This is a genomic window from Acetobacter tropicalis (assembly GCF_030644465.1).
Taxonomy (GTDB): domain Bacteria; phylum Pseudomonadota; class Alphaproteobacteria; order Acetobacterales; family Acetobacteraceae; genus Acetobacter; species Acetobacter tropicalis.
This window is the reverse complement of the sequence record NZ_JAUYUW010000001.1, coordinates 2,972,795-2,995,667: the sequence shown is the minus strand read 5'-3', so window position 1 is coordinate 2,995,667 and position 22,873 is coordinate 2,972,795. Positions and strand designations below refer to the sequence as shown.

19 protein-coding genes are annotated in these 22,873 nt (G+C 54.4%); 10 read left to right on the top strand and 9 right to left on the bottom strand.

The genetic code is table 11. The features are described 5' to 3' along the window. Positions 1 to 154: 154 nt before the first annotated feature. Positions 155 to 2,599, top strand: coding sequence for a DUF3772 domain-containing protein (locus QWU00_RS13565; RefSeq protein ID WP_035378135.1), 2,445 nt, complete (start codon positions 155 to 157; stop codon positions 2,597 to 2,599). 111 nt (positions 2,600 to 2,710) lie between these two features. On the opposite strand, the gene QWU00_RS13560 is transcribed toward QWU00_RS13565, so the two are convergent. The 4 genes from QWU00_RS13560 to gmk form a co-directional block, all read right to left on the bottom strand. Continuing rightward, entirely contained in the window at positions 2,711 to 4,225 is a 1,515-nt protein-coding gene (locus QWU00_RS13560; RefSeq protein ID WP_006559781.1) for a replicative DNA helicase, read from the bottom strand. Positions 4,226 to 4,412: 187 nt separating this feature from the next. After that, entirely contained in the window at positions 4,413 to 5,612 is a 1,200-nt protein-coding gene (locus QWU00_RS13555) for an AGE family epimerase/isomerase (protein WP_231551602.1), read from the bottom strand. Continuing rightward, on the bottom strand, positions 5,612 to 7,045 hold the full coding sequence (rfaE1, locus tag QWU00_RS13550) for a D-glycero-beta-D-manno-heptose-7-phosphate kinase (protein ID WP_035378131.1): 1,434 nt from the start codon (positions 7,043 to 7,045) through the stop codon (positions 5,612 to 5,614). Before rfaE1 ends, QWU00_RS13555 begins: the two co-directional genes overlap by 1 nt. Before the next feature lie 5 nt (positions 7,046 to 7,050). Continuing rightward, positions 7,051 to 7,704 (bottom strand): guanylate kinase, encoded by a 654-nt coding sequence (gene gmk / locus QWU00_RS13545; protein ID WP_035378130.1) that lies wholly within the window; start codon positions 7,702 to 7,704, stop codon positions 7,051 to 7,053. A gap of 131 nt (positions 7,705 to 7,835) precedes the next feature. Here gmk and QWU00_RS13540 point away from each other — a divergent pair, with 131 nt between their 5' ends. Together QWU00_RS13540 and QWU00_RS13535 are read left to right on the top strand one after the other, a co-directional pair. Further along, positions 7,836 to 8,654: an SDR family NAD(P)-dependent oxidoreductase gene (locus tag QWU00_RS13540; protein WP_006560271.1), complete on the top strand. Its 819-nt coding sequence runs from the start codon at positions 7,836 to 7,838 to the stop codon at positions 8,652 to 8,654. A gap of 28 nt (positions 8,655 to 8,682) precedes the next feature. Further along, positions 8,683 to 10,041 (top strand): purine-cytosine permease family protein, encoded by a 1,359-nt coding sequence (locus QWU00_RS13535; protein ID WP_035378128.1) that lies wholly within the window; start codon positions 8,683 to 8,685, stop codon positions 10,039 to 10,041. Here the strand turns inward: QWU00_RS13535 and rlmB are convergent. From rlmB to proP, 3 genes are all read right to left on the bottom strand, one after another. Beyond that, on the bottom strand, positions 9,975 to 10,814 hold the full coding sequence (rlmB, locus tag QWU00_RS13530; protein WP_035378126.1) for a 23S rRNA (guanosine(2251)-2'-O)-methyltransferase RlmB: 840 nt from the start codon (positions 10,812 to 10,814) through the stop codon (positions 9,975 to 9,977). The two genes, QWU00_RS13535 and rlmB, sit on opposite strands and share 67 nt — an antisense overlap. A 59-nt stretch (positions 10,815 to 10,873) precedes the next feature. After that, complete coding sequence (locus tag QWU00_RS13525) at positions 10,874 to 11,305, bottom strand: NUDIX hydrolase (RefSeq protein ID WP_035378125.1); 432 nt, start codon at positions 11,303 to 11,305, stop codon at positions 10,874 to 10,876. 73 nt (positions 11,306 to 11,378) lie between these two features. Then, a complete protein-coding gene (proP, locus tag QWU00_RS13520; RefSeq protein ID WP_035378123.1) occupies positions 11,379 to 12,833 on the bottom strand; it encodes a glycine betaine/L-proline transporter ProP in 1,455 nt (484 codons plus the stop codon). 497 nt (positions 12,834 to 13,330) lie between these two features. On the opposite strand from proP, the gene QWU00_RS13515 reads away from it, so the two are divergent. From QWU00_RS13515 to lptB, 5 genes are read left to right on the top strand one after another with little or no spacing between them, the layout of a single operon-like run. Next, on the top strand, positions 13,331 to 13,990 hold the full coding sequence (locus QWU00_RS13515; protein ID WP_035378251.1) for a ribonuclease D: 660 nt from the start codon (positions 13,331 to 13,333) through the stop codon (positions 13,988 to 13,990). Between the two features lie 27 nt (positions 13,991 to 14,017). Next, positions 14,018 to 15,049 (top strand): KpsF/GutQ family sugar-phosphate isomerase, encoded by a 1,032-nt coding sequence (locus tag QWU00_RS13510; protein ID WP_035378122.1) that lies wholly within the window; start codon positions 14,018 to 14,020, stop codon positions 15,047 to 15,049. Then, complete coding sequence (lptC, locus tag QWU00_RS13505; protein ID WP_035378121.1) at positions 15,046 to 15,780, top strand: LPS export ABC transporter periplasmic protein LptC; 735 nt, start codon at positions 15,046 to 15,048, stop codon at positions 15,778 to 15,780. Before QWU00_RS13510 ends, lptC begins: the two co-directional genes overlap by 4 nt. Before the next feature lie 2 nt (positions 15,781 to 15,782). Beyond that, positions 15,783 to 16,841, top strand: coding sequence for an LptA/OstA family protein (locus QWU00_RS13500; protein WP_035378120.1), 1,059 nt, complete (start codon positions 15,783 to 15,785; stop codon positions 16,839 to 16,841). A 2-nt stretch (positions 16,842 to 16,843) separates the two neighbouring features. Next, positions 16,844 to 17,659, top strand: a complete 816-nt coding sequence (gene lptB / locus QWU00_RS13495; RefSeq protein WP_045542145.1) for an LPS export ABC transporter ATP-binding protein — start codon at positions 16,844 to 16,846, stop codon at positions 17,657 to 17,659. Positions 17,660 to 17,963: 304 nt separating this feature from the next. Here the strand turns inward: lptB and QWU00_RS13490 are convergent, their stop codons facing one another. After that, positions 17,964 to 18,239, bottom strand: coding sequence for a hypothetical protein (locus tag QWU00_RS13490; RefSeq protein WP_061138862.1), 276 nt, complete (start codon positions 18,237 to 18,239; stop codon positions 17,964 to 17,966). 329 nt (positions 18,240 to 18,568) lie between these two features. Between QWU00_RS13490 and hpf the strand changes: the two genes are divergently transcribed. Further along, positions 18,569 to 19,189, top strand: coding sequence for a ribosome hibernation-promoting factor, HPF/YfiA family (hpf, locus tag QWU00_RS13485; protein WP_035378118.1), 621 nt, complete (start codon positions 18,569 to 18,571; stop codon positions 19,187 to 19,189). Positions 19,190 to 19,325: 136 nt separating this feature from the next. Continuing rightward, positions 19,326 to 20,846: a GT99 family glycosyltransferase N-terminal domain-containing protein gene (locus QWU00_RS13480; protein ID WP_035378117.1), complete on the top strand. Its 1,521-nt coding sequence runs from the start codon at positions 19,326 to 19,328 to the stop codon at positions 20,844 to 20,846. Positions 20,847 to 20,898: 52 nt separating this feature from the next. Here QWU00_RS13480 and QWU00_RS13475 read toward each other — a convergent pair whose 3' ends face one another. Continuing rightward, positions 20,899 to 22,872 carry an HAD-IA family hydrolase gene (locus tag QWU00_RS13475; protein WP_035378116.1) on the bottom strand — a complete coding sequence of 658 codons (1,974 nt, stop codon included), beginning with the start codon at positions 22,870 to 22,872 and terminating at the stop codon, positions 20,899 to 20,901. Position 22,873 lies beyond the last annotated feature (1 nt).

Genomic DNA, 22,873 nt, shown 5'->3' with positions numbered 1-22,873 from the left:
GGCCTTTTTCCTGCTCATTCGCCCACTGCCAACGCTGATTCTGAGGTATTCCATAGCGTTATCCGCTTTTTTCACCTTATGAGAGCGCAACCCCCTTGTTAGCTGCCACGTTTGGCAAGGGAGTATTGTGTGTGGTGAGGTGTAGAGAAGACTGATGATCATCAAGCCGTTTCGTGCATTTTTTCCTGCTCTTGCCGTCCTGTTTCTGGGGCTGGCAGTCTCCCCTCTCTCTTCTCCTACACAGGTCTGGGCGGCGGAGGCTGATACCAAACAGGCCTCTCAGCCCGCCACACCGGCTACTCCCCTTATCTCGGATATTTCCGCCGTCGCCACGGATGCCACGCTGGATCAGATCAATAACGAGATCCGGAGCATCTATCAGGACAGCCTGAAAAACTACTCAAAGGGCGAAAACGCAGCCGTTTTTGCATCTCTTCTCAAACGCGCCTCCACTGTTTCAGCCCGCACAGACGCACTGCTTGCCAAGATTAAACCGTACGAGTCCGTGTATCAGAGTTTTCTGGATATTCTGGGAAAGCCCCCCGCCAAGGATGCACCGCCTGAGGCAGCTTCCATCACGGAGCAGCGCAGGGCTCTGACGGCCAAGCAGCGCGATATTTCCGGACGGATTACGCGGCTGAAACTCTACCAGCTTGAAGCCCAGCAACTGGTGGATGAACTGCGCCAGCACGGCACGGCCATTCAGCAGGCCACCCTTACCCAACGTTTCCCCTCTCCTCTGGGCATCACGTTCTGGACCCAACTTATTGCCACATCCGGGGATGATGTGGACCGCCTTACCAGCCTTGCGCAGGAAGGAAGTGCGGTTCTGGTTGAAGCCTTCCGGGGCACCCATGCCCTCTGGACCTTAGGCGGCCTGATTGCAGGCGGCCTGCTGCTGACACTTTATTTTTTCTGCCATAATCCGGTGCGCATGCTGGTAGCCCGGTTTCTGCCCACGGGCCGCATCCGCCCGATCGCCGCTACTGTTGTGTGTGCCGCTATCAGTGTTGCCGCATGGGCTTTTGCCTTCCGTATTGTGTGGGGCACCATTGCGCTCAATAATCCGGCGTTGGGGGAAGATCTGGATACACTGGCCGATATGGTGGCCACTCAGGTGCCCCTGTGCGGCTTTGTTATTGAACTGGGCATCAGCCTGCTGGCCAGCAAGCCGGAATGGCGGGTGTTTCCCATGCCGGACAAGGTTGCACACAATCTGCGGCTGTTTCCCATCTGGTTTGCCGTTGCGCTGATTGTGCGCGGTATCCTGCGCTATGTGGACACCAAAAGCGGCCTGAGCATTCTGCCAGTACAGTTGCTGGACGGCCTTTACACGCTGGCAGTCAGCCCGCTGCTGTTTGCCATTCCCCGCCAACTGCGCATTTCCGCAGAAGAAGGTTCGGGTAGCCACCCCACGGTGGCACCTTTCCTGCGCACGGTTGCCATGACCATCTGTATTGTCTGCTGGCTGGCCGTTCTTTCTGGCTATATTCCGTTGGCTTACACCATTATTTCTTGGGTTTCGGTCATGGCCATCACCATGACAGGCCTGCTGCTCCTGGCTCTTCTGGCTACTGCTCTGGGCAGCAGCGTTTTTCCATCCCATGGGCCAATCGGGCAGCATCTGGTGCAACTTGGCCTCGCCGCTAGGCTGGTGGATCAGGCCAGTGTTGTCGTTCCGGGGTTGATCAGCGTGTTTCTGCTGGTTGTGGCGTTTTCCGTGGCAACGGCTGGTGCGGATTTTGACCCGGCTCAGGTCGGCAACCGCATTCTGTATGTCTTTCGGGGGCAAAACGGCACAAGCACGGCGGAAGGCAGTTTCCACATCTCGCTGGATACCATCCTACTGTGTGCGATTTTGCCGATCATTGGGCACTACGCTATCCGCACTCTTAAAAACTGGTTCCGGCAGCGCTTCTTCCCAACCACCCGGCTGGATATCGGGGCGCAGGCCTCCATCCTGAGCATCATTACCTATTCCGCATGGATTCTGGTGGGGCTGAGCATAGCGTCTGCCCTTGGTGTCACCATGAAGAGCATGACATGGGTGGTCAGCGCCCTCTCCGTGGGGATTGGTTTTGGCCTGCAATCCATTGTGCAGAACTTTGTCTCTGGCATTATCCTGATGGCCGAACGCCCCGTCTCCATTGGGGATGTGGTGGATATTGCCGGCGCCCATGGTGAGGTTGCCCGTATCAGCGTGCGATCCACCAACATCAAGCTGGCGGACGGCTCCACCATGATTGTGCCGAACTCCCAGTTCATAACCTCTGCCGTGCGCAACGCCACGCGAGCTGAAAAACCGGGCGTGTTTACCGTCACCCTTCAGCTACCGTTTGCCTCTGATCTGCAAAAAGCCATGGATGTGGTGGTGGCCACACTTGCCGCCTGCAAAAATGTTGACCCGCAACTGGCCCCGACCGCAAGCATCTCATCCGTAACAGATGGCTCAGCATTGCTGACCGGCACGGCCCGCGCCCGCTCGGGGCTGGATACGGCTGCCGTACGGAGTGAGGCGCTGTATGATCTGTGGCAAGCGTTTCAGGAACACCAAATTCCCATATCGATGCCCGCTTCTCTTGCCTTACCCAAAAGCTGACAAAAAAGCCGGGCCTTCTGAGCCCGGCTTTTTCTTTCCAGTTTCCACAAACAGGTCATGATACGGCAACAGGTCTGGACTGAGAGCATGTGCACTCTCCCATACCATTAATTACCGGATCTGGTCTTCGTGAATGGTATCCAGATCTGTAAAGCGTGTGTATTCGCCTTCAAAATACAGATGTACGGTGCCGGTTGGTCCATGTCTCTGTTTTTCCAGAATCAATTCTGCCTTGTTATGCACCAGCCCCATCTTGCGCTGCCAGTCATCAAGGGCCGCTGAGTATTTATCCATGGAATCGAAGGCCGTTTCCTTGGGCATGCGCTGCTGCAGATAATATTCATCACGATAGACAAACATCACGGCATCGGCGTCCTGCTCGATCGAGCCGGATTCACGCAAGTCAGACAGCATGGGGCGCTTGTCTTCCCGGCTTTCCACCTGACGCGAGAGCTGGGAAAGTGCAATAACCGGCACTTCCAGTTCCTTTGCAATGGCTTTCAGCCCCTGCGTGATCATCGAAATTTCCAGCACGCGGCTTTCAGGACGCGTTCCCACGGAAGGACGCATCAGCTGAAGGTAATCGACCACCACAAGGCTTAGGCCCTTGGTCCGCTTCAATCGGCGGCAGCGTGTCCGCATGGCGGAAAGGGAAATGGCCGGTGTATCATCAATCACCAGCGGCAGGCGCGCCAGTTCGCGGCTCACGCGCACAAACCGGTCAAACTCCTTCTGCCCAATATCACCACGACGGATACGTTCGCTGGAAACCTCAGACTGCTCTGACAGAATACGGGCGGCAAGCTGTTCCGCCGACATTTCCAGCGAGAAAATGGCAACGGCCCCTTTGGGCTGCACCCCCGGCCCTTTATCCTCGGCATCCTGCATCAGAGCGCGTGCAGCAGAGAACGCAATCTTGGTGGCCAGCGCCGTCTTCCCCATGGCGGGACGTCCGGCAAGAATCAGAAGATCAGAGGGGTGCAGGCCGCCGGTTTTCTTATCAAAATCACGCAAGCCGGAGGTCAGGCCGGAGACGTGTCCTTCGTTCTTGAACGCCTGCTCCGCCGTATGAATGGCGTTGGCCAGCGCACGGTCAAAACCGACAAAACCGCCATCCTGCCCTTTTTCAGTTGCCAGCCGGAAAAGCGCCTCTTCCCCTGCTGCAATCTGGTCCGGGCCCGACAGATCAGACGTTGCACCGAAGGCGTTGTTGACCACGCCCTCGCCAATATCAATCAGTTGCCGCCGAATCCATGCATCATGAATGGCGCGCCCGTAATCCCCGGCATTGATGATCCCCACCATGGAGGTCAGCAGCTTGCCCATATAGGCCATGCCACCCACCTCGGAGAGGATACCCGAGTTTTCCAGTTCCGCCCGCAAAGTAACCGGGTCTGCCAACTGGCCATTTTCAATGCGGCGGGCAATGGCATCATAAATGCGGCCATTCACTTCGTTGGCAAAGTGTGCGCCGGTCAGAAAATCAGACACGCGATCATACGCGCGGTTGTTGGTCAGCAACGCGCCAAGCAGCGCCTGCTCCGCTTCAAGGTTGGCAGGCGGCTGGCGAAGAGAGAGCGACAGGAGCGTTTCGTCTTCCGGCCGCGCGGGGGCTGTTTTGGTCATACTCACGCCGTTGGTTCTAACAGGTCTTCATTATGACGTCTGCATACGTTGTGGCAGCTTTCACGCCACACAAGGGGGTTGGTTTCCGCACCCAAAGTCAAGCGATGCCTAGCTTAAATATTATAAGGGCTATCAGGCCTCTCATCAGTACACTCACCTGATCAAAGGCCCCCACCGCTTCCTCGATTCACAAGCGAGAGGCCGCCTGATCAAGCGCATCAAATGCGGTGACGATATGGTAGAGTGAACTGGTTGGGATGGCCGTTACGGCTGGCTGGCCTGCCGCATCCAACTGGTCCAGCCACGTACCCTCCGGGCAGCCGGTGAAATAGCGGGTCAGCAGAGTGTCCGCCATCCGCGCGGCCAAATGATCTGCGGTGTCCTGCGGGTTGACGGTCAACACACCACGCAGAGCCTCCCCCTGCACCCACAAACGGGACGAGGCTTTCAGGACTGTCCCATCCCGCCCTATGCCGTCATACGCAAAAGCGGTGTGAACATTCACCCCATGCTGCAGCGCAAACGCGTAGAGGCGCTGACTTTGGTGCGCTGTCTGCACCCCGCTCCACCGTGTGTATTCATGCAGCAGCCATACCCATTCAAAATGATGGCCGGGCTCCACCCAGTTTCCGGCTTCTCCGGTGGCAGGTTGCCAGTTCTCCGTAAAAAACTCCCCCAATATGCCTGTTTCAGCATCCTGAAAACGCGTGCTGAACAACGCATACAGATCATGCGCCATTGCCAGATCTGCCGTGTCTCGGGTGGTTTCATACAAGGCCAGAACGGCTTCCAGCAGATGCATATGGGGGTTCTGCTGACGGGGAGCATCCTTTTTCGGCAGCGTATTGAAAAAGCCACCAGTAGGCGCGCCCATATGGGCCTGAATCCAGCACAGGGTCTCCCGTGCCAACGCCACGGCATGACCGCTCTTGTCCAGTCTGCCGTACCACGCCAGAGCAAACACCACGAAAGCAAGATCATACAGATCCGCTGTGGCATCCAGCACGCTTCCCTCCGGCGTCAGGCGGCACACCCATCCTCCATCCGGGGTGCGTGCTTTTAGCAGAAAGTCGAAAATCCCTGCTGCGCACGCCTCCGCCTGCTTCCAGCCCTGCAAACTGGCCCATGAAAACACAAAAAGCTGCCGGGCCTGCACGCGCACGCGCTTGAAAGGGGGCAATGCAGGCACACCGGCCAGGGTCAGGCTTTCCTGTGCTCCCCGCATGGCCGGGTGGCTCAGCGTTCCATCACAGCCGGTTGAGGCCCAGAACGGCAAAGCCTGCTCAAACAGCCAGCGCTGAAAACGGTCCCGCACTGTCTGCAAAGCAGTCCCCTGCCCGGAAGCAACTGACGAACCGATGGGGGCTCTTTGAAGACCCTGTGGCATCACGCACCGCGAATCCGGCCAATGGTGGATGTTGTGGAATGGCCCTGTGCCAGATCCGCCAGCACCAGCCTGCCTCCGGCGGCGGTGACCACATCGACCCCCACCACGTCTTCCGGTTTGTAGTCCGCCCCTTTGATCAACACATCCGGCATCAGCGCCTTGATGGTTTCCAGAGGCGTATCTTCCTCAAACGCCACAACTGCGTCCACATACCGCACGGCAGCCATCACCCGCGCACGGGAATCCAGCGTGTTGACCGGGCGTTCCGGCCCTTTCAGGCGGCTGATGCTGGCATCCGTGTTCAGGGCCACCACCAGTCTGTCACACGCAGCACGGGCTTCCGCCAGCAGGCTGACATGGCCGGGGTGCAGAATATCAAAGCAGCCATTGGTGAACCCCACCTTCAACCCACGCGCCTGCCAACGCTGAACCTGTGCCCGCGCCGCTGCCAGCGGCAACAGATGAGGGGCTTCATCAGGACCGGACTGTTCATCCAGTTCATGCAGCACTTCCTGAATATCCGCCGTGGCGGTACCCAGTTTGCCCACCACAACCCCTGCGGCGGCATTAGCCACCCGCATGGCCTGCTCGAACGAGAGGCCGGAGCCAACCGCCAGCGCCATGGTGGCGATCACCGTATCGCCAGCGCCGGAGACATCAAACACTTCCCGTGCGCGGGTGGGAATGGAGACAACCGCGCCATTCCGCTGCACCAGCATCATGCCTTTTTCAGAACGCGTGGCCAGAATGGCGTCGGCCTCCGCATCCGCCATCACCTTGCGGGCTGCGGCTTCTACCATCGCCTCGGTTTCCACCGGCAGACCTGAAGCCTCAGCCAGTTCACGGGCATTGGGTGTAATGCAGGTGGCCCCGCAATAGAGGCGATAATCTGGAGATTTTGAGTCCACAAACACCGGGATATTCCGGGCCTTTGCGGCACGGAACACGGTTTCCAGCACCTGCGGGCTGCAAACCCCTTTGCCGTAATCAGACACCACAACGGCCTGCACGCCTTCAATACGTGCTTCAAGAGCCGCGCATAAATCCGCAGCTTCGCTCGCCTGCAAAGGCAGACGGCTTTCCTCGTCCGTCCGCACCACCTGCTGATGGGCGGCTATGAACCGGGTTTTGCAGATTGTGGGCCGACTGGTGGTGCTCACGGTAGCATCCACCACATTCGGGCGTGCTGCCAGAGCGCTCCTTAACAGGCCTCCGGCCTCATCATTCCCCACCAGCCCCACCAGAATGGCACGGCCACCCAATGCCGTTACGTTACTGGCCACGTTCCCGGCCCCGCCAGCCATTTCCCGCCGCTTGTCCAGCAACAGAACCGGCACCGGCGCTTCTGGCGAAATGCGCTCCATGCTGCCGTATAAAAAACGGTCCAGCATCACATCGCCAACACACAGAATGGAAACAGCCGAAAAATCCATCAGGCTCAGGCTCCAAACGTCCCTACAAATTCTTCCAGCCCGGTTTGCCGCCGGGTTTTCAGGCGTCCGGCTGTCAGAATGGCGCGGGCTTCAAAAATGGCACGGTCCAGATCCTTGTTCACCACCACATGATCAAATTCGTGCCAGTGGGAAATTTCATCACGCGCGGCCGCCATACGCCGGGCAATTTCATCCGGATGGTCAGACGCACGGGAGGTCAGACGTCGCTCCAGTTCTTCCAGCGATGGAGGCAGCACAAACAGGCTGACAACATCATCCGGCAGTGCCTGACGCACCTGCTGGTGGCCCTGCCAGTCTATATCGAACACCATGTCCTGCCCCGCAGCCAGCGCTTCCTCTACGGGAGCGCGGGGCGTGCCATAGCCACGGCCAAACACAATGGCCCATTCCAGCAACTGGCCCGTTGCTGCCATTTCCTCGAACTGCTCCATGCTGCGGAAGTGGTAATGCACGCCTTCCTTCTCGCCTGGCCGTGGCTGGCGCGTCGTGACGGAAACGGAGTGGCGCAACTGGGGCTCGGAGGCCCGCAAGGCGTTGGCAATGGTCGATTTTCCTGCCCCGGACGGAGCGGAAATCACAAAACAGACTCCGCGCCGTTTCAACCTCGCCCCTGCTTCAGACGTTCTGCCCTGCACCATACCGCGTTCCAACTCCCGTATTGCTCACCCGCCAGCAAACGCTTGGGAAAGCACGGCCTTGGCCGCCATGCATGCCCGCTTTGCCCTGTGGCGTGCAGTCCTTCTAACAGTCTCGCGTTAAGAGAGCGACCATGAAACATAATACCGTTCTGATAACCGGAGCCTCCTCCGGCCTCGGGCGCTCACTGGCCCTCACTCTGGCACGGCCCGGACGCATGCTGCATCTGGGCGGACGGAATGAGACCCGGCTGATGGAAACCGCCCGGCAGTGCATCTCGCGCGGAGCAGGTGTGGACATCGCACGATGCGATGTCGCCGACCAGCATGCCATGGCGGAGTGGGTGAAAAGCACCGGGCAGCTTGATCTGGTATTGGCCTGCGCAGGCATTACCGGGGGCACCCGCAAGCCCGAAACCCCGGATGATGCCCCTTACGAGCCTGACGAACAGGTACGACGCTTTTTTGCGACCAATATGGATGGCGTTCTGAACACTGTTTTGCCCGCCATGGCGCTGATGCGCCGCCAACCCCGTGCGGCGGATGGCATGCGCGGGCGAATCTGCGCCATTTCCTCCGTTGCGGGACTGGTCTCCTATCCCGGCACGCCGTCCTATGGCGCGGCGAAGGCGGCGGTTGACCGGTTTATGGTGGCCACTGGCGGGAATATGAAGCAGGCAGGTATTCTGTGTTCTTCCGTGGTGTGCGGGTTCCTCAACACCCCCATGACGGCGCAAAACCGCTTCCCCATGCCGGGCATGACAGATGTGGATAACGCCAGCCGCCGTATTCTGCGTGGCCTGCGCCGCAACGAAAGACGCATTGTTTTTCCATTATGGCTTGCAGCCGGGTCCAGATTTATGGACCTTCTGCCTATACGGCTGGCGGAAGCCTATTACACCCATCAGCCCACCGGGGCTGCGGGCACCATGCCAGAGCCGGACCTGTCATGACCCTTTTAGCCTGAGGACCCTCCCCGGCATGAACCATCAGTCCACCCCCGTTTCCGCTTCTTCTCCCGGTGGCCTGATGGAAGAGCTTTCAGCCGCATCCGTGCGCGAACCCGTGCCCGCGGCACTGAAGACCATGAAGATGGACCGTGTCTTCTGGAGCCATTTTTCCCCCAACCTCGGCCCCGGCGGCTGGGTGACGGGGGCGTTGCTCACCAGCATGGGGCTGGATTTCAAGACCGGGGTGCTCGCCATTGTGCTCGGCAACATAATTGGGGCGCTACCAGTTGCCCTCGCCGCCGCCATTGGCCCCGCCATGGGGCTGACACAGATGGAGGCCTCCCGCCGGGCGCTGGGGCAGATTGGTATCCGCCCACCTGCCTTTCTGAACTGGATCTATTGCGTCGGGTGGGATGCGGTAAACAACGTGCCCGCCGCCACAGCCCTGATGGCGCTGTTGCTGCTGGGCGGCATTTCCTCCCCTTTCTGGCTGGCTCTTGGTGTTCTGGCCGCAACCCAGATGGTAGCCTCCATTTACGGGCACCACGTTGTGCAGCTTTTGCAGAAATATCTGGGCGGGATACTGCTGATCACCTTTGCCCTGATGGGCATTACGCTGGCGGTGGAAGGGACGGCCCCCATAGCGGCCCATCATCCCGTAAGCTGGCAGACTTTTCTGCTGGCCACAGGCGTTCTTGTCAGCTTCAACCTGTCTTGGGCATCCTATTCTTCTGATTACACGCGGTATCTGCCAGCGTCTTCCAGTCCGAAAAAAGTGGTGCTTCTGGCGTTGGCGGGGCTTCTGGGTTCCGCCATTCCGTTCCAGATTCTGGGTTTACTTACGGCGGGCAGTGTGGCGGACCCATCGCCCACCGCCGTTATTGCCTCGCTTCAGCAGGCCATGGGGCCTCTGGGGGCCGTGGCGCTGGCAGCCATTGCGCTGTCTTCCATCACCGGCAATTCGTTCAATGATAACACTGCCAGTTATAGCCTGATTTCCGCTGGCCTGCATGTGCCCCGCGTGGCTGCTGCCATTCTTACCGCCGTACTGGGCTACGTGCTCGCTGTAGCAGGCGCGGGCCGCTACACCACGCTTTACACAGATTATCTGATGGTCACCATGTACTGGATTGCGCCGTGGATCGGCATTGTGCTGGCGGACTGGTATTGCGGAAACCACACGGTGCATCCGGTTCCACCCGGCTGGACATACGGGGCCACCATTTTTTCCGTGACCGCCGTGCTGACCATCCTGCTCTTTTCAAGCAGCACGCTCTATACCGGCCCCGTCGCAAAATGGCTGAATGGGGCCGATATTGGCTATTACGTTGGCTTTTTTGTTGCCGCAGGCTGGTATGTGCTGGGCATGCGCACGCGGGCCAACTCATAAAGCCCCACGGCCGCCGCGACAGAAACATTCAGGCTTTCCATATCACCGGGCATATACAGCCCGGCAATTTCATCACAGCTTTCGCGCGTCAGGCGGCGCAGGCCCTTGCCTTCCGCCCCCAAGACCAGCGCCACACGGCGGCCTTCAAAAGAAGGACCATCCAGCAAGCCGCCACCTGCATCCAGCCCCACGGTCCAGCACCCGCCTTTCTGCAAGGCTTCAATCGCACGGGACAAATTGACTTCCCGCACCATGGGCACGGTTTCCAGCGCGCCTGAAGCAGCTTTGGCCAGCACGGCGGTTTCTTCCGGTGCGTTACGATCCTGCACCACAAGGCAGGCGGCCCCAAAGGCGGCGGCAGAGCGTAGAATGGCCCCTACATTCCGCGGGTCTGTCACCTGATCCAGCACCAGCACTGGCCCCGGCCGTTCCAGCGCCTCATCCAGTGTAAGATTTGGCAGCAGCTTGACCAGCGCAGCCACGCCCTGATGCACGGCCTCTGCCCCCAGCAGCTCATCCAGTTTGGCGCGCTGCGCAAGCTCGGGCTCAATAGTCAGTCTGGCTCCGGCCTCACGCGCAGCAAGCAGAGCGGGGTGATCGCCCTCCGTCACCAGCAGACGCTGAAAGACGCGACGCGGATTAGCCAGCGCCGCCGCAACGGCATGCGTGCCGAACAACCAGCAGCTCCCGGCTGGTGCGCCGCCCCCTTCCCGTCCGCCAGAGGACTGGTTGCGCTGATGACGGGACGAACGACCGGAACGGGGATTACGCATAAGAACCTTTGATCTCTCTCACTCTTCCCCCTCCCCTACCGCATGTTCCGGTTGCGGGGCTATCCCTTTTGCCGCTGGTTTTGCAAACATGCCCCACGCTCGGCCAACGCACGCAAGGTCTGCTGCGTAGCCTCCGTCAACGGAGCAGGCAGAGCATCCAGCGCAAACCAGCCGACTGCTGCCAGTGCCTCCGGCTCCCGCACCGTGGGTTCACCGCGCCACTCTTCCACCAGATAGACAGGGGCAACCCAGTGCTGCCCCTGTGCCTGATCTATCTGGTCCACCACGCATAGAAGCGTCTGTGGCGTGATGCTCAACCCGATTTCTTCCTGAATTTCACGGGCTACGGCTGCGGGCACTGTTTCAAACGGATCAACCTTCCCACCCGGCAGCCCGCAATGATGCGCTTCCGGGTTCCGCCGCCGCTGGACCAAAAGCAGTTTACCCTCCCGCAGGATGGCCGCGCCACACCCAACGCGTGGAACTGTCATTTGATCTCTCCCTCACCAGCCACGGCTGGGCTTCCCGCTCAGATTTCCATTTTTCTTCTGCTCACCAGCCCCTTCAGGGCAGAGGCGGCAAGGTGGCATCAACCGTAATCGGGTGATCGCCAGAAAGAATGGCTTTGACTTCCGCCTCTGTCGCCACGGCAGGCGGAGAGCCACGCAAAGGCATGCGTGCTGTCTCACGCACGGTCAACATGGTCAGGATGCCAATAACGGCAGCCCCCATCAGATAATAGGCAGGCATCATCAAATCCCCGGTTGTACGCACCAGCCACGCTGTAACCAGTGGTGTTGTGCCCCCAAACAGCGAAACGGAGAGGTTGAAAGCAACAGAGAGCGCCGTGTAGCGCACGGGCGTATAAAACAGAGCAGGCAGCGTTGAGGGCATGGAACTGGTAAAACACACCAGAGAAAGCCCAAGCAGCATAAGGCCAAGAAAAATAAGAATATTATTGTGGCTCTGCACCAGCAGAAGTGAGGGAACAGCCAACAGCAGGATCGCCAGACAGGCCCCGATGATCATGGGCCTGCGCCCCAATCTGTCACTAAAGAGACCACCCACCACGTTCAGCGGCATCATGATCAGCATGACAATAATGATCAGCAACAGGCCTTTGCTTTCCGGGTAGCCAAGCGTGACGCTCAGATAACTGGGCATGTAGGTCAGCAGCATGTAATCCGTTACGTTGAAGACCAGCACCAGCCCCACGCATTTCAGCAGTTGTGGCCAGTGTACACGCAGCAGTTCCGTCCAGCCGGGTTTGTCATGCTCGCGGCTTTCGGCCTGCTCCGCATACGCCTGGAAGGCCGGAGTTTCTTCCAGCTTCATGCGCATATACAGCCCCAGAAGCCCCAACGGCCCCGCCACCAGAAACGGAATACGCCAGCCCCACGCCAGCATCTGGCTTTCTTCAAGCCCCAATTGAAGGGCCGTCACCGTACCCGCTCCGGCCACGTATCCAGCCAAGGTGCCGAACTCCAGCCAGCTTCCCATCAGGCCCCGCCTGCGGTCCGTGGAATATTCGGCAATGAAGGTGGCAGCACCGCCATATTCGCCGCCTGTCGAAAACCCCTGCACAAGCCGCGCCAGAAGCAAGAGCGCCGGAGCCCCTAACCCGATGCTGTGATAGGAAGGAATAAGCCCGATGGAAAACGTGCCCAGCGCCATGAGAACCATGGTGAATGCCAGCACTTTCTGCCGCCCATACCGGTCCCCCAGCGGGCCGAACACCATACCCCCCACGGGCCGCACCAGAAACGCGACCGTAAACGTTGCAAATGTTGCCAGAAGCTGGGCGGTGGGATCATTGGACGGAAAAAACACACGCCCCAATGTGACGGCAATGTAGCCATAAACCCCAAAATCAAACCATTCCATGGCGTTGCCCAGAGCCGCTGCTCCTACGGCACGTTTCAGCATATCGCTATCCACCACTGTAATATCATCGGGCTTCATCTGCCTGCGGCGCTTGAACCATCCAAAATGGGCATGCGCCGTGCCAGAATCCTGCATAAGGTTTTCTTCCTCCAAAATTTATCGTGGGTGCGGCGCCTCCGGCTTGCGCAACACCCAACTCAACGCCAAGCGGCCTTTCCTGTTTGCAAGAAAAGCAACTTTTCGCTTCAACTTAATGATTAAAGATAGCGCGCTTATGTGACACAAGTTCAAAAATACGTAAAGGAAAAGAGAGTCATTTTATTTCATGAGCGTATATAAATGAATAACCCCACAGAACAATACAGAATACTTATTGGCTACCTCTTTATTTCATTGATTTCCGGTTAATTATTTTCATAATGTTTATAAACAAAAATGAATTACTATATGCTGATTTTTTCAGACTCTCCAGCCAGCACGAAACGAAGCCTCTCCAAAAGAAATCATGACAGAAAGTATCCTGCGCTCACCATCAAATCGCCTGAAACAGGATGCAGGAGCGCCGGAATGGACAATCCCTTCCCTCGGCGGTATCGCTCTGGCCAGATTAACAGAAAAATATGGAGCGGGTCATGACCTCATCCCGGCCCCCGTCCGAAGGTGCCATTACATTACATCGGAACGATCTGCCGGATGACGTGACGTTCTCTGGCTCCGTGGCCGTTGATACGGAAACCATGGGCCTTAAGCCTTATCGTGACAGGCTCTGCCTTGTGCAGCTTTCCGCCGGAGATGGCACCGCTCATCTTGTGCAGCTTATCCCTCCTTCTCTGGGCGGCACGGGATATGACTGTCCCAACCTGAAAAAAATTCTGGCCGATCCGAACGTGACCAAAATCATGCATTTCGCACGATTTGATGTCGCCATTCTCCAGCATGCGCTGGGCATTACGGTCAGTCCTGTGGTGTGCACCAAAATTGCCGCGCGCCTTGTTCGCACCTTTACAGATCGGCATGGCCTGGCCGCCCTGTGCCGGGAGCTGCTGGGGGTGGAAATGAGCAAGCACCAGCAGACCTCTGACTGGGGCGCGCCTGACCTCAAGCCCGAACAACTGGCCTATGCGGCGTCCGATGTTCTGTATCTGCATGCACTTTGGGAGAAGATGGATACCCTTCTCCAGCGGGAAGGTCGGCGGGAACTGGCGCAGGCCTGTTACGATTTTCTGCCCGCCCGTGCCCAGCTTGATCTTCTGGGGTATGAAGACCCAGATATATTTTCTCACCGGTCTTAACCCGTTTTCACCCGGACCCTTTTTCGTATGACAGAGCTTCTCGCCTCGGCGCACGTTTCCCGAACGGCAGCAAACCAGCAGGCCACGCTGACAGCCAACGCGGTAGCGGTTTTGCAAACAGAACGCGCGGGGCTGGATGCACTGGAACACGCCCTGCAAGACCCGAACGGGCTGGGGCAGGCATTTGCGCAGGCCGTGTCCCTCATCAGCACTCTCTCCGGACGGCTGGTTGTAACGGGCATTGGTAAATCCGGGCATATTGCGCGCAAGGTGCAGGCCACACTGGCTTCTACCGGCACCCCAGCCCTGTTTGTGCATCCGGCAGAAGCCTCCCACGGGGATCTGGGCATGGTGCAGGACGGTGACGCCGTTCTGGCCTTTTCCAATTCAGGTGAAACCACGGAACTGGGCGATATTGCCGCTCATACGCGCCGCTGTGGGCTGCCTTTGCTGGCCGTTACCAGCAGAGCAACCTCCACGCTGGCCACGGCGGCCGATATTGCGCTCACCCTCCCCTCCATGCCGGAAGCCTGCCCCATGGGACTGGCCCCAACCACCAGCACCATCATGCAGCTTGCCCTGGGCGATGCGCTGGCCGTTGCGCTGCTCCAGCAACGGGGCTTTACGGCGAACGATTTCGGGAATTTTCATCCCGGCGGGCGGCTGGGCATGCGGTTGCGCACCGTGCAGGATCTCATGCGGACCGGCAGTTCCCTGCCAATCGGGCAGGAAAATACGCCCATGCGGGACGTGATTGTGGAAATGACATGCAAAGCCCTAGGCTGCATTGGTATTCTGGACCATAATGGCAAGCTGGCGGGGCTGATCACGGATGGCGACCTGCGCCGGGCGTTGGACCTTGATCTTACCATCACGCAGGCAAAGGATGTCATGAACCGCACTCCGCTCACTATCGGGCCTGATGTTTTTGCGGCGGACGCCCTGCGCCTGATGAACGAGCGTGACCGACCCATTACCTCCCTGTTTGTGCTGGGTGCCGAGGGCAAACCTCTGGGCGTGGTGCATGTGCATGACCTGCTAAGGGCAGGTGTGGGATGACAGAACCACCCAGAAAAACACCTCAACGGGATGACTTTGCCCGTTCAGAAGAAACAATCCGCCAGCAGCGTGAACGGCTGGCCCCGGCCCAACAGCGCCGCGTAGCCCCGGATGCAGGAACCCTCGCCCGTCGCCGCACCCTACTGCGCTGGGCCAAGTGGGTTCTGCCCGCCACCGCCCTGCTGCTGCTGAGTTCCATTGCCGTGTGGCCCGAAGTAGACCGGCTGATCAACGCCAACAGCGCCGCCATTCGGGAAATTTCCAAGGTCAAGATTGAAAGCGGCAATCTGGTAGGCGCCACCTATCGGGGGGTGGATGAACATGATCGCCCCTTCATGGTGACATCAGACAGCGCACATCAAGCCAACCCGGAACGGATGGACCTGACAAACCCCGCCGCCGATATTCTGACACAGGGCGGAGACTGGATTCTGGTGCGCTCACAAAAAGGCGTTTACATGCAGCATGCGGATATTCTTGATCTGACAGGAGAAGTAACCCTGTATCGTGATGATGGCCTGATGATGCATAGTCCCGTAGCGGACATTGATATCAAACGCAGCATTATTGCGTCTGATTCCTGGGTGCGTGCGGAAGGTCCGTTTGGTGTGCTGGATGCAAAAGGCTACCTCCTCTCCCAGCATGAAGGCATTGCCCAGTTCCGTGGACCCGGCCGCCTTATTCTCAATGATGATCGCGGCAGTCATCCTGCTGATGGGAAAGCGTCCTGATCATGCTGTCTGTTGCTTTGGCGCGCCTGAAGGCGGCCCCTCTTCTGCTCGCCCGCCCGCATGTGGCTATGGGGGCCGTCCTGCTGGCGTCCTGCCTGCCCGGACTGGCACAGGCCCAGTCCATTGATCTCTCGCATGGGGGGCAGATTACGGTAACGGCCGTAGGTGGGTTTGACTGGGATCAGAACCAGAAAAAAGTCACCGCCTATGATCAGGCAAAAGCCATCCGTGGGGATGTTACGGTAACGGCTGATAAACTGATTGCCTATTACCGCAAGAAAACCCAGCCCGATGGCGCGGCCCCGGCACCCGATACCGGAACGGACCAGAAACCACCTGCCCCAGCCAATACGGCCCCCGGCGCTTCACCCGCACCCTCCCAACCTGCGCAACCAACCACAGCAGGAGGAGACCCCGATTCCTCCGGTGCAAACGAGATTTATCGGCTGGAAGCGATCGGGCATGTCCATATCTACACCCAGACCGATCAGGCATGGGGGGATAAAGCCGTATATGATATGGATCAGGCCGTATTGGTCATGAACGGGAAAGCCATGAAGCTGGTGACCCCGCAGGATCTGCTTACGGCTCGCGATTCCATGGAATATTATTCCCAGCAGCGGATTTCCATTGGACGCGGCAACGCAACCGTTACCACCAATGACGGACGGCAGATCCGCGCCGACGTACTGGTCGGATACAGTGCCCCGCCTGATAACACGACACAGCCGCAGAATGGGCAGCAGGATGCAGGTAAACAGGCATCCGGTGATCCACTGAGCAGCGGCTCCGGCAAGCTGGAAAAAGTGAACGCCTTTGGCCATGTGTGGGTCAGAACCCAGACAGAAATTGTTACCGGGGATCGGGGCGTTTACGTGCCGGATACCGGCATTGCACGGATTGTTGGGAACGTGCATATCACCCGCGGTGCCAACCAGATCCAGGGTGCGGCAGCCATTATTAATATGCATACAGGCCTAGCGACCATGACCGAACATCCCGGCAGCCGGGTGAGCGGTGTTGTGGTGCCCAATAACAGCGATGGGTCAGACAGGAAATAAGGATGACTCAGGAAATTACCTGGACCGCTGAAGAAACAGTGGAAGAACGCATTATCGGGCCGGAACCGGCCACCTTGAATGCCCTGCATAAGCCGGGGCATGGGCTCTTCGCGCACGGAATAGGCAAATCCTACAAGAAGCGCGAAGTGGTGAAGAATGTTTCCATTGAAGTGCATCGGGGGGAAGCCGTTGGTCTGCTGGGGCCAAACGGGGCCGGGAAAACCACCAGTTTCTACATGATTGTGGGCCTTGTGCAGCCAGATACAGGCTCCATCACGCTGGACGGAGCCGATATTACGCAGTTGCCCATGTACCGCCGCGCCCGGTTGGGAATTGGCTACCTGCCACAGGAAGCCAGCATTTTCCGCGGCCTGAATGTTGAACAGAACATTATGGCGGCTCTGGAAGTGGTGGAGCAGGACCCGGACAAACGGGAAGTGATGCTGGATGGCCTTCTGAGCGAATTCGGTATTTCTCACCTTCGTCGCTCTCCTTCTCTCGCACTCTCGGGCGGGGAACGTCGGCGTCTGGAAATTGCGCGTGCTTTGGCCAGCCAGCCGCATTACATCCTGCTGGATGAACCTCTGGCCGGGATTGACCCCATTGCCGTGGGCGAAATTCGTGATCTTGTGTCTCACCTGAAAGACCGTGGCATCGGCGTGCTGATTACAGACCACAACGTGCGTGAAACACTGGAAGTTATTGACCGCGCTTACATCATGCATAGCGGACAGGTACTGATGCAGGGCGTGCCGGAAGAAATTGTGGCTCATGAAGACGTGCGTCGCGTCTATCTGGGCGAAAGCTTCTCTCTGTAATTATTCAGGGAAACAGCTTACACGCCTTATCAGGATCATTCGGCCTCCAACAGCCCGTACCAAGAGCGTATCTCACCGTGCCGAAGTGCTGTTACCGATGAAGGAGACAGGCTCATTAGGGGGCGAAGACCCCATCTCCACGCCTTTCTGCCTCTAACAATATCAATGGGTTATAACTAAGATATAACCGAAAAGGAGGGTTTTTCAGGACTCTCCTCCTCACGGGCAATCATTGGCTTACAGGCACTCTCGCCCGATCGCCCTCTTCCCCTGTCACGCAATTACGCTTTTGTAGGGAAAGGGGTCAGCGCCGGATAACAGGCGGCGGAATATCCACATGCGGAGGCTGAATCAGAGGAATGGAAGGTGCTGGCGGCGCAGCCTGCTCTGTCCCGGTCTTGTTTTTGACCACTTCCACAGGAATAACCACGCGCTCCATGATAACCGGCGGCTTGCTATGCATCATGTGCCACATGAAGACGCCGTATCCTGCCGCCAGAACACCAAGCACCACAAGTTTGGCCCGCCAACTCCGACGCATTTTAGGCATATTGGCAGGTGGGCTTGAACGTAGAAGCATGATGTCCTGTCTGGTTTGCAACGCTGCTTCGTTTGTATGCGGTAGCCCGTGGAGGCAGCAACCCCACACGCGCAGTTTTTTGCGCCGCTTTCAAAAGAGGCCAAACTGCGAGGGAACCGTCAGTGTGGATGGTGCATTAAATATGTAACAAAAGAATGGACACACCCCACAGAGCATGCCCAAATGAGAATCAGATCATGCACAGCCTCTTAGACTGGCATGGTTGACGGTTAAAGCCGCCAGCGCCTGAGAGAACGGGCCGCAGCAAAGTGTGGCTCTTGGTTCAGGTGCGACGGTCCTGCTTGTAACAGACAAGAAAGGACATCCGAATGCATATCCATGTTTCCGGCAAACAGATTGATCTGTCCGATGCCCTCAAACACCGGGTCAATACCCATATGGGGAACCTGGCCGACCGATACTTTGATAAGGCACTAGAAGCCAAAGTCACGTTCAGCAAGGCGCGCTCCTTTTTCACATGCGATATCAACGTCCATGCTGGGCGCGGTCTGACCTTACGTGGTGAAGGTGAAGCGGCGGACGCCAATGCAGCTTTTGATGACGCGGCTGAACATATTGCCAAACGCCTGCGGCGCTACCACCGGCGGGTTACCTCTCACGCCCGCGCCACCAAAAGCGATGCCATTCCCGAAACCGGTCGCTCTTACGTGCTACAGCAGCCCGTTAGTGGCAAAAAAGCCAAAGCAGACGGTCACGCGCACAAAACACAGGCAACCACGGACGAAGCCGAGGAACAGGAAACATACGCCGCTATTATTGCGGAACACACTACGGACATTCCTCACCTGAGCGTGAGTGAAGCTGTCATGCGGCTGGATTTGGCTGCAAGTAATATCCTGCTATTCCGAAACCGCAAAAACCAACAGATCAATCTGGTGTTCCGACGCGACGACGGAAATATCGGCTGGGTTGATACGGGGCCAGCGTAACGCTGGCCTTTCCAATTTTTTTAATGAATGGTACCAATAATATTATATCATTAACTCAAAATTACGACAGAATTTTACCTTAAAAAATGTGTATGAAAAAACTTGGCATAAACTGCGAACAAGAACCCATAGTATTATGACTCATCATTTTGTCCTTGTCTTACCTCCCATTTCACCGGTGGGTGCATCGGCTCATTACTTTTGGGTTCTTCAAAAATGGCTGCACGAATTTAAGAACGAAACCACAACTATTATTATGCCGACTTACTATAAAACGGCTTTTTACGATCAAAATCGGTGGGAATTTGGAGAATGGTCAAAAAAATTTCATCAATATGCTCCCACATACCTCCGCAATAATGATCACAAAAATATATACTATTACCCTTTTCTCTCAGAAATAGAAAATAAATCTTCGATAAGCGAGAGCTTCAAATTTTCCGTCAAGAACAATTGCTATGATTTGTTTTTATTTTATAAAAAAACCATAAATGAAATAAAGAAATCTTTTGGTGAATCTCTTGTTTTAGTATCCTGGGTTAATAACGCCTCATTAAGGGATGCAGCAAAAAAAGAAAATATACAACTTATTTTCAATGAAATTGGCCCTTTGCGAAAACCCTATTACAAACAAACAGCTTATTGGGATACTCATGGGGTAAATGGAGACACAAATGTTGCCACCTTATGGGCTTCCGAAAAAACTCCTTTTAAAGAGTGGTTTACACATAATGAATTACACATTCAGCCTGAAACAATACGATCGCTTATAGCCAATGTTTCTATTACTCACTCTACTCCCCAGTATCCTTTAGGAATAGCACTACAGATTGAGACGGATTCTAACGCTTTGGTTTTCAACCGTGGCTGGAACAATTTATCTCTCATAGAGCACGCTCGCACACGCTTGAATTTAGATAAAATTCTAGTCAGATATCATCCCAATGGTAAAGCCTTATACAGTGGCCTTACTGATAGGGACCCTAACCCTTTGGTCTTTCTTTCTAACGTTAAAGAGTTATGGACCATAAACTCCAGTCTGGGAATTGAAGCCATATTTTGGAATATTCCTGTAGTTTTTTTTGGGAATAGCCCAGTAGAAACTTTTATTTCTTTAGAAGAAAACGAAAAAGATATTTTTTACACATGGTTTTTTACAAGATACTTAATACCTTACGATTTTCTTTTTTCTAAGGAATATTACATTTGGCGTTTGAATAAGCCAAGTTTTTCAGAAATAATTAACAAACACCTTTGCACATATAGAGAAAAACAATCAGAATATCCGGTTCTTGCCATCAACAATGAAAATCATGCCAGACCACTATTTATTCGTCCATTGCAAAACACTCTTAACCACTTAGAAAATGCCGACAGAAATATATTATCTCAAAAAGAATTATTGCAAAAACAGTTAAATTCCATAAACCTTTTGGAATGTCAGATAAGTGAAAGAGATAAGTGGGTAAACGATCGGAATACATGGATAAAGGATAGAGATCAGTGGATACAAGACAGAGATAATCTTATTAAAACGCTTCAGCAGCAAATTGTCGATAGAGATAGATGGATACAAGACAGAGATAGATGGATACAAGACAGAGATGAAATAATTGAAATGTACAAACAAAATATTGATAAAAAACCTTCTTTTTAAAAAACTACAAAAAGAACAAGCAGGAGAAATTATCTTTCTCCTGCTCCCACCGTCATAAATCCTGCAGTTCATAAAGTTTTTGAAAAGCATATTTCCAAAATGATTTCTCCTTAGCTTTTTCTACGTCTTCTGGGGTTTCCGAGGCGGGTGTCGATACAAGATGACTACGCTCAAGAGTTGCTCCAGGAGCATCCGAATGCGTAACTATACCAAAAGTACGTGCTTCCTCTAAGGTGGGTTGCTGCACAAAATTTATGAATGCTTCAGCCCATGAACGACTAAGGAAGATCTTTTTATCCATAGTTATAAGAAGATCCATCATAGAGGAAACAAAATCCCATGCACCTTCCTGTATGGAAGCACTTAGCGTTTGAACACGTTTATCATCATCACTCTGCTCTAACACAGGAAAAATTTGATTGTTTTTTTCTGTATAGCTTAAAGTTGTTCCATGAGGAGCTGTCGTAGCAAATTCTAAAAGTTCAACACCCCCATTTAATAAGACTTCATTTAAATTTTGAACAGAGCTTCCATTGACTAAATACCCATGAAAAACATCTCTCAATCCATTATTCATTTGACTCCAGGGAAAAATACCAAAATAAAAACCTTCCAAATCAACGGAAATCCCGCCACTTCGCATTATACGTGATATACTACCTTGAATATTTCCTGCCCAACCAATATCACACAAAGCAATTTTTTCTCCTTCCGAAATATAATTTTCTAGATATTCTCTAGAAATCTTCCTTTTATTTTGAGCATCCTTAAGTAAATTTTTTCCTACCAAAACGAAAAATTTGTGTATACGAGCATCCCCACTTTCTATGCTCTCATTTATATCTGAAATACCTGACCTTTCAGCTTCTTCTAAATATAAATAAAGAGGTATACCCAATTTTTTACATATGCCATTTAATGTTTTATTTCGCCTTCCTCCGAACTGAAACCACAGACGATCCCAATTCAAATCTGATAAGCTAGGGTATAGTAAAGTGCCTCTTGAAACATAAATATATTCTGAAGGAATATTTACCCCTAAAGAAGTGCTCCATTTTGCAAACATTTTATTGAAAAAATATCCATCCCGAGCAAGAAAAAGAATTTTCGAAAATTCTCCTTTTTGGAGATTATCAAGTAACCAGAAAAAATACCCTAGGAAAAGAGGACCAAAAACGGTAACGCCGCTTTGATACCAAATGTCATGGGCTTTCTCTGGATCAGAAATTAAAATAAACCGGGCAAACCCGTGTGACAAACAGTTCGCGAAATCGTTCTCTTCTTTAGAAAAATGAGAGAAAAATATTTCGTCTATTTCATCTTTATAAGTAAAATGGAGACAATCAATCTCATTTTCTTGTGCCATGTTAATGTCTGCATGAATATTGTCTCCTATATGTACTATTTTTTCATCAGTCGAAAAATTCTTTTTTAAAATATCAAACAAAAATCCATCATGTTTACTGCATCCGTTTTCACAAGATACAATTACAGGCAACCCTGCAGGGTAACCAGCATTAATCACTCGATCTGAAATTTCTGTAGAAGAAGAATACATATCAGAACAAAGTACAATCTTCTTCCCATCCCTTAACGCTTTTTTTACTATTTCTAGCATTATTGGATTAGCATAGGTAATACTATTCTCTACAAATATTTCTTTTTCACTTAAATAATTTCTTAGAGAATCCGTACAATTTGTGATTTTTTGAAAATTTACATATATCTCATCAAGCGATACTTCATGATGACCATATTGCGCAAATACATGCTCTCTTGCCTTATTTTCCGCATATACTCTCAAACTGGGAAATGAAAAAACTACCTCTACCTCATCCAGATATTTCTCTTCTTTTAGGATCTGCTCAGAGACTATTCTAAACACATCAATTGGTTTGCGAACCTTTCGATGAATTAGTGTATCAAAAACATCACAGGAAACAACATCAGCCCCCTCAACAAAACTTTCAACCTTCTTCCGCCACATTTTATTGAACAAAAGAAAATTCTGTTTTTTAGCATTCATG

Excerpts from the sequence above, each read along its gene's own strand:
- QWU00_RS13565 (WP_035378135.1), top strand. The coding sequence starts at position 155 with ATGATCATCAAGCCGTTTCGTGCATTTTTTCCTGCTCTTGCCGTCCTG.
- QWU00_RS13560 (WP_006559781.1), bottom strand. The coding sequence starts at position 4,225 with ATGACCAAAACAGCCCCCGCGCGGCCGGAAGACGAAACGCTCCTGTCG.
- QWU00_RS13555 (WP_231551602.1), bottom strand. The coding sequence starts at position 5,612 with ATGCCACAGGGTCTTCAAAGAGCCCCCATCGGTTCGTCAGTTGCTTCC.
- rfaE1 (WP_035378131.1), bottom strand. The coding sequence starts at position 7,045 with ATGGATTTTTCGGCTGTTTCCATTCTGTGTGTTGGCGATGTGATGCTG.
- gmk (WP_035378130.1), bottom strand. The coding sequence starts at position 7,704 with ATGGTGCAGGGCAGAACGTCTGAAGCAGGGGCGAGGTTGAAACGGCGC.
- QWU00_RS13540 (WP_006560271.1), top strand. The coding sequence starts at position 7,836 with ATGAAACATAATACCGTTCTGATAACCGGAGCCTCCTCCGGCCTCGGG.
- QWU00_RS13535 (WP_035378128.1), top strand. The coding sequence starts at position 8,683 with ATGAACCATCAGTCCACCCCCGTTTCCGCTTCTTCTCCCGGTGGCCTG.
- rlmB (WP_035378126.1), bottom strand. The coding sequence starts at position 10,814 with ATGCGTAATCCCCGTTCCGGTCGTTCGTCCCGTCATCAGCGCAACCAG.
- QWU00_RS13525 (WP_035378125.1), bottom strand. The coding sequence starts at position 11,305 with ATGACAGTTCCACGCGTTGGGTGTGGCGCGGCCATCCTGCGGGAGGGT.
- proP (WP_035378123.1), bottom strand. The coding sequence starts at position 12,833 with ATGCAGGATTCTGGCACGGCGCATGCCCATTTTGGATGGTTCAAGCGC.
- QWU00_RS13515 (WP_035378251.1), top strand. The coding sequence starts at position 13,331 with ATGACCTCATCCCGGCCCCCGTCCGAAGGTGCCATTACATTACATCGG.
- QWU00_RS13510 (WP_035378122.1), top strand. The coding sequence starts at position 14,018 with ATGACAGAGCTTCTCGCCTCGGCGCACGTTTCCCGAACGGCAGCAAAC.
- lptC (WP_035378121.1), top strand. The coding sequence starts at position 15,046 with ATGACAGAACCACCCAGAAAAACACCTCAACGGGATGACTTTGCCCGT.
- QWU00_RS13500 (WP_035378120.1), top strand. The coding sequence starts at position 15,783 with ATGCTGTCTGTTGCTTTGGCGCGCCTGAAGGCGGCCCCTCTTCTGCTC.
- lptB (WP_045542145.1), top strand. The coding sequence starts at position 16,844 with ATGACTCAGGAAATTACCTGGACCGCTGAAGAAACAGTGGAAGAACGC.
- QWU00_RS13490 (WP_061138862.1), bottom strand. The coding sequence starts at position 18,239 with ATGCTTCTACGTTCAAGCCCACCTGCCAATATGCCTAAAATGCGTCGG.
- hpf (WP_035378118.1), top strand. The coding sequence starts at position 18,569 with ATGCATATCCATGTTTCCGGCAAACAGATTGATCTGTCCGATGCCCTC.
- QWU00_RS13480 (WP_035378117.1), top strand. The coding sequence starts at position 19,326 with ATGACTCATCATTTTGTCCTTGTCTTACCTCCCATTTCACCGGTGGGT.
- QWU00_RS13475 (WP_035378116.1), bottom strand. The coding sequence starts at position 22,872 with ATGAATGCTAAAAAACAGAATTTTCTTTTGTTCAATAAAATGTGGCGG.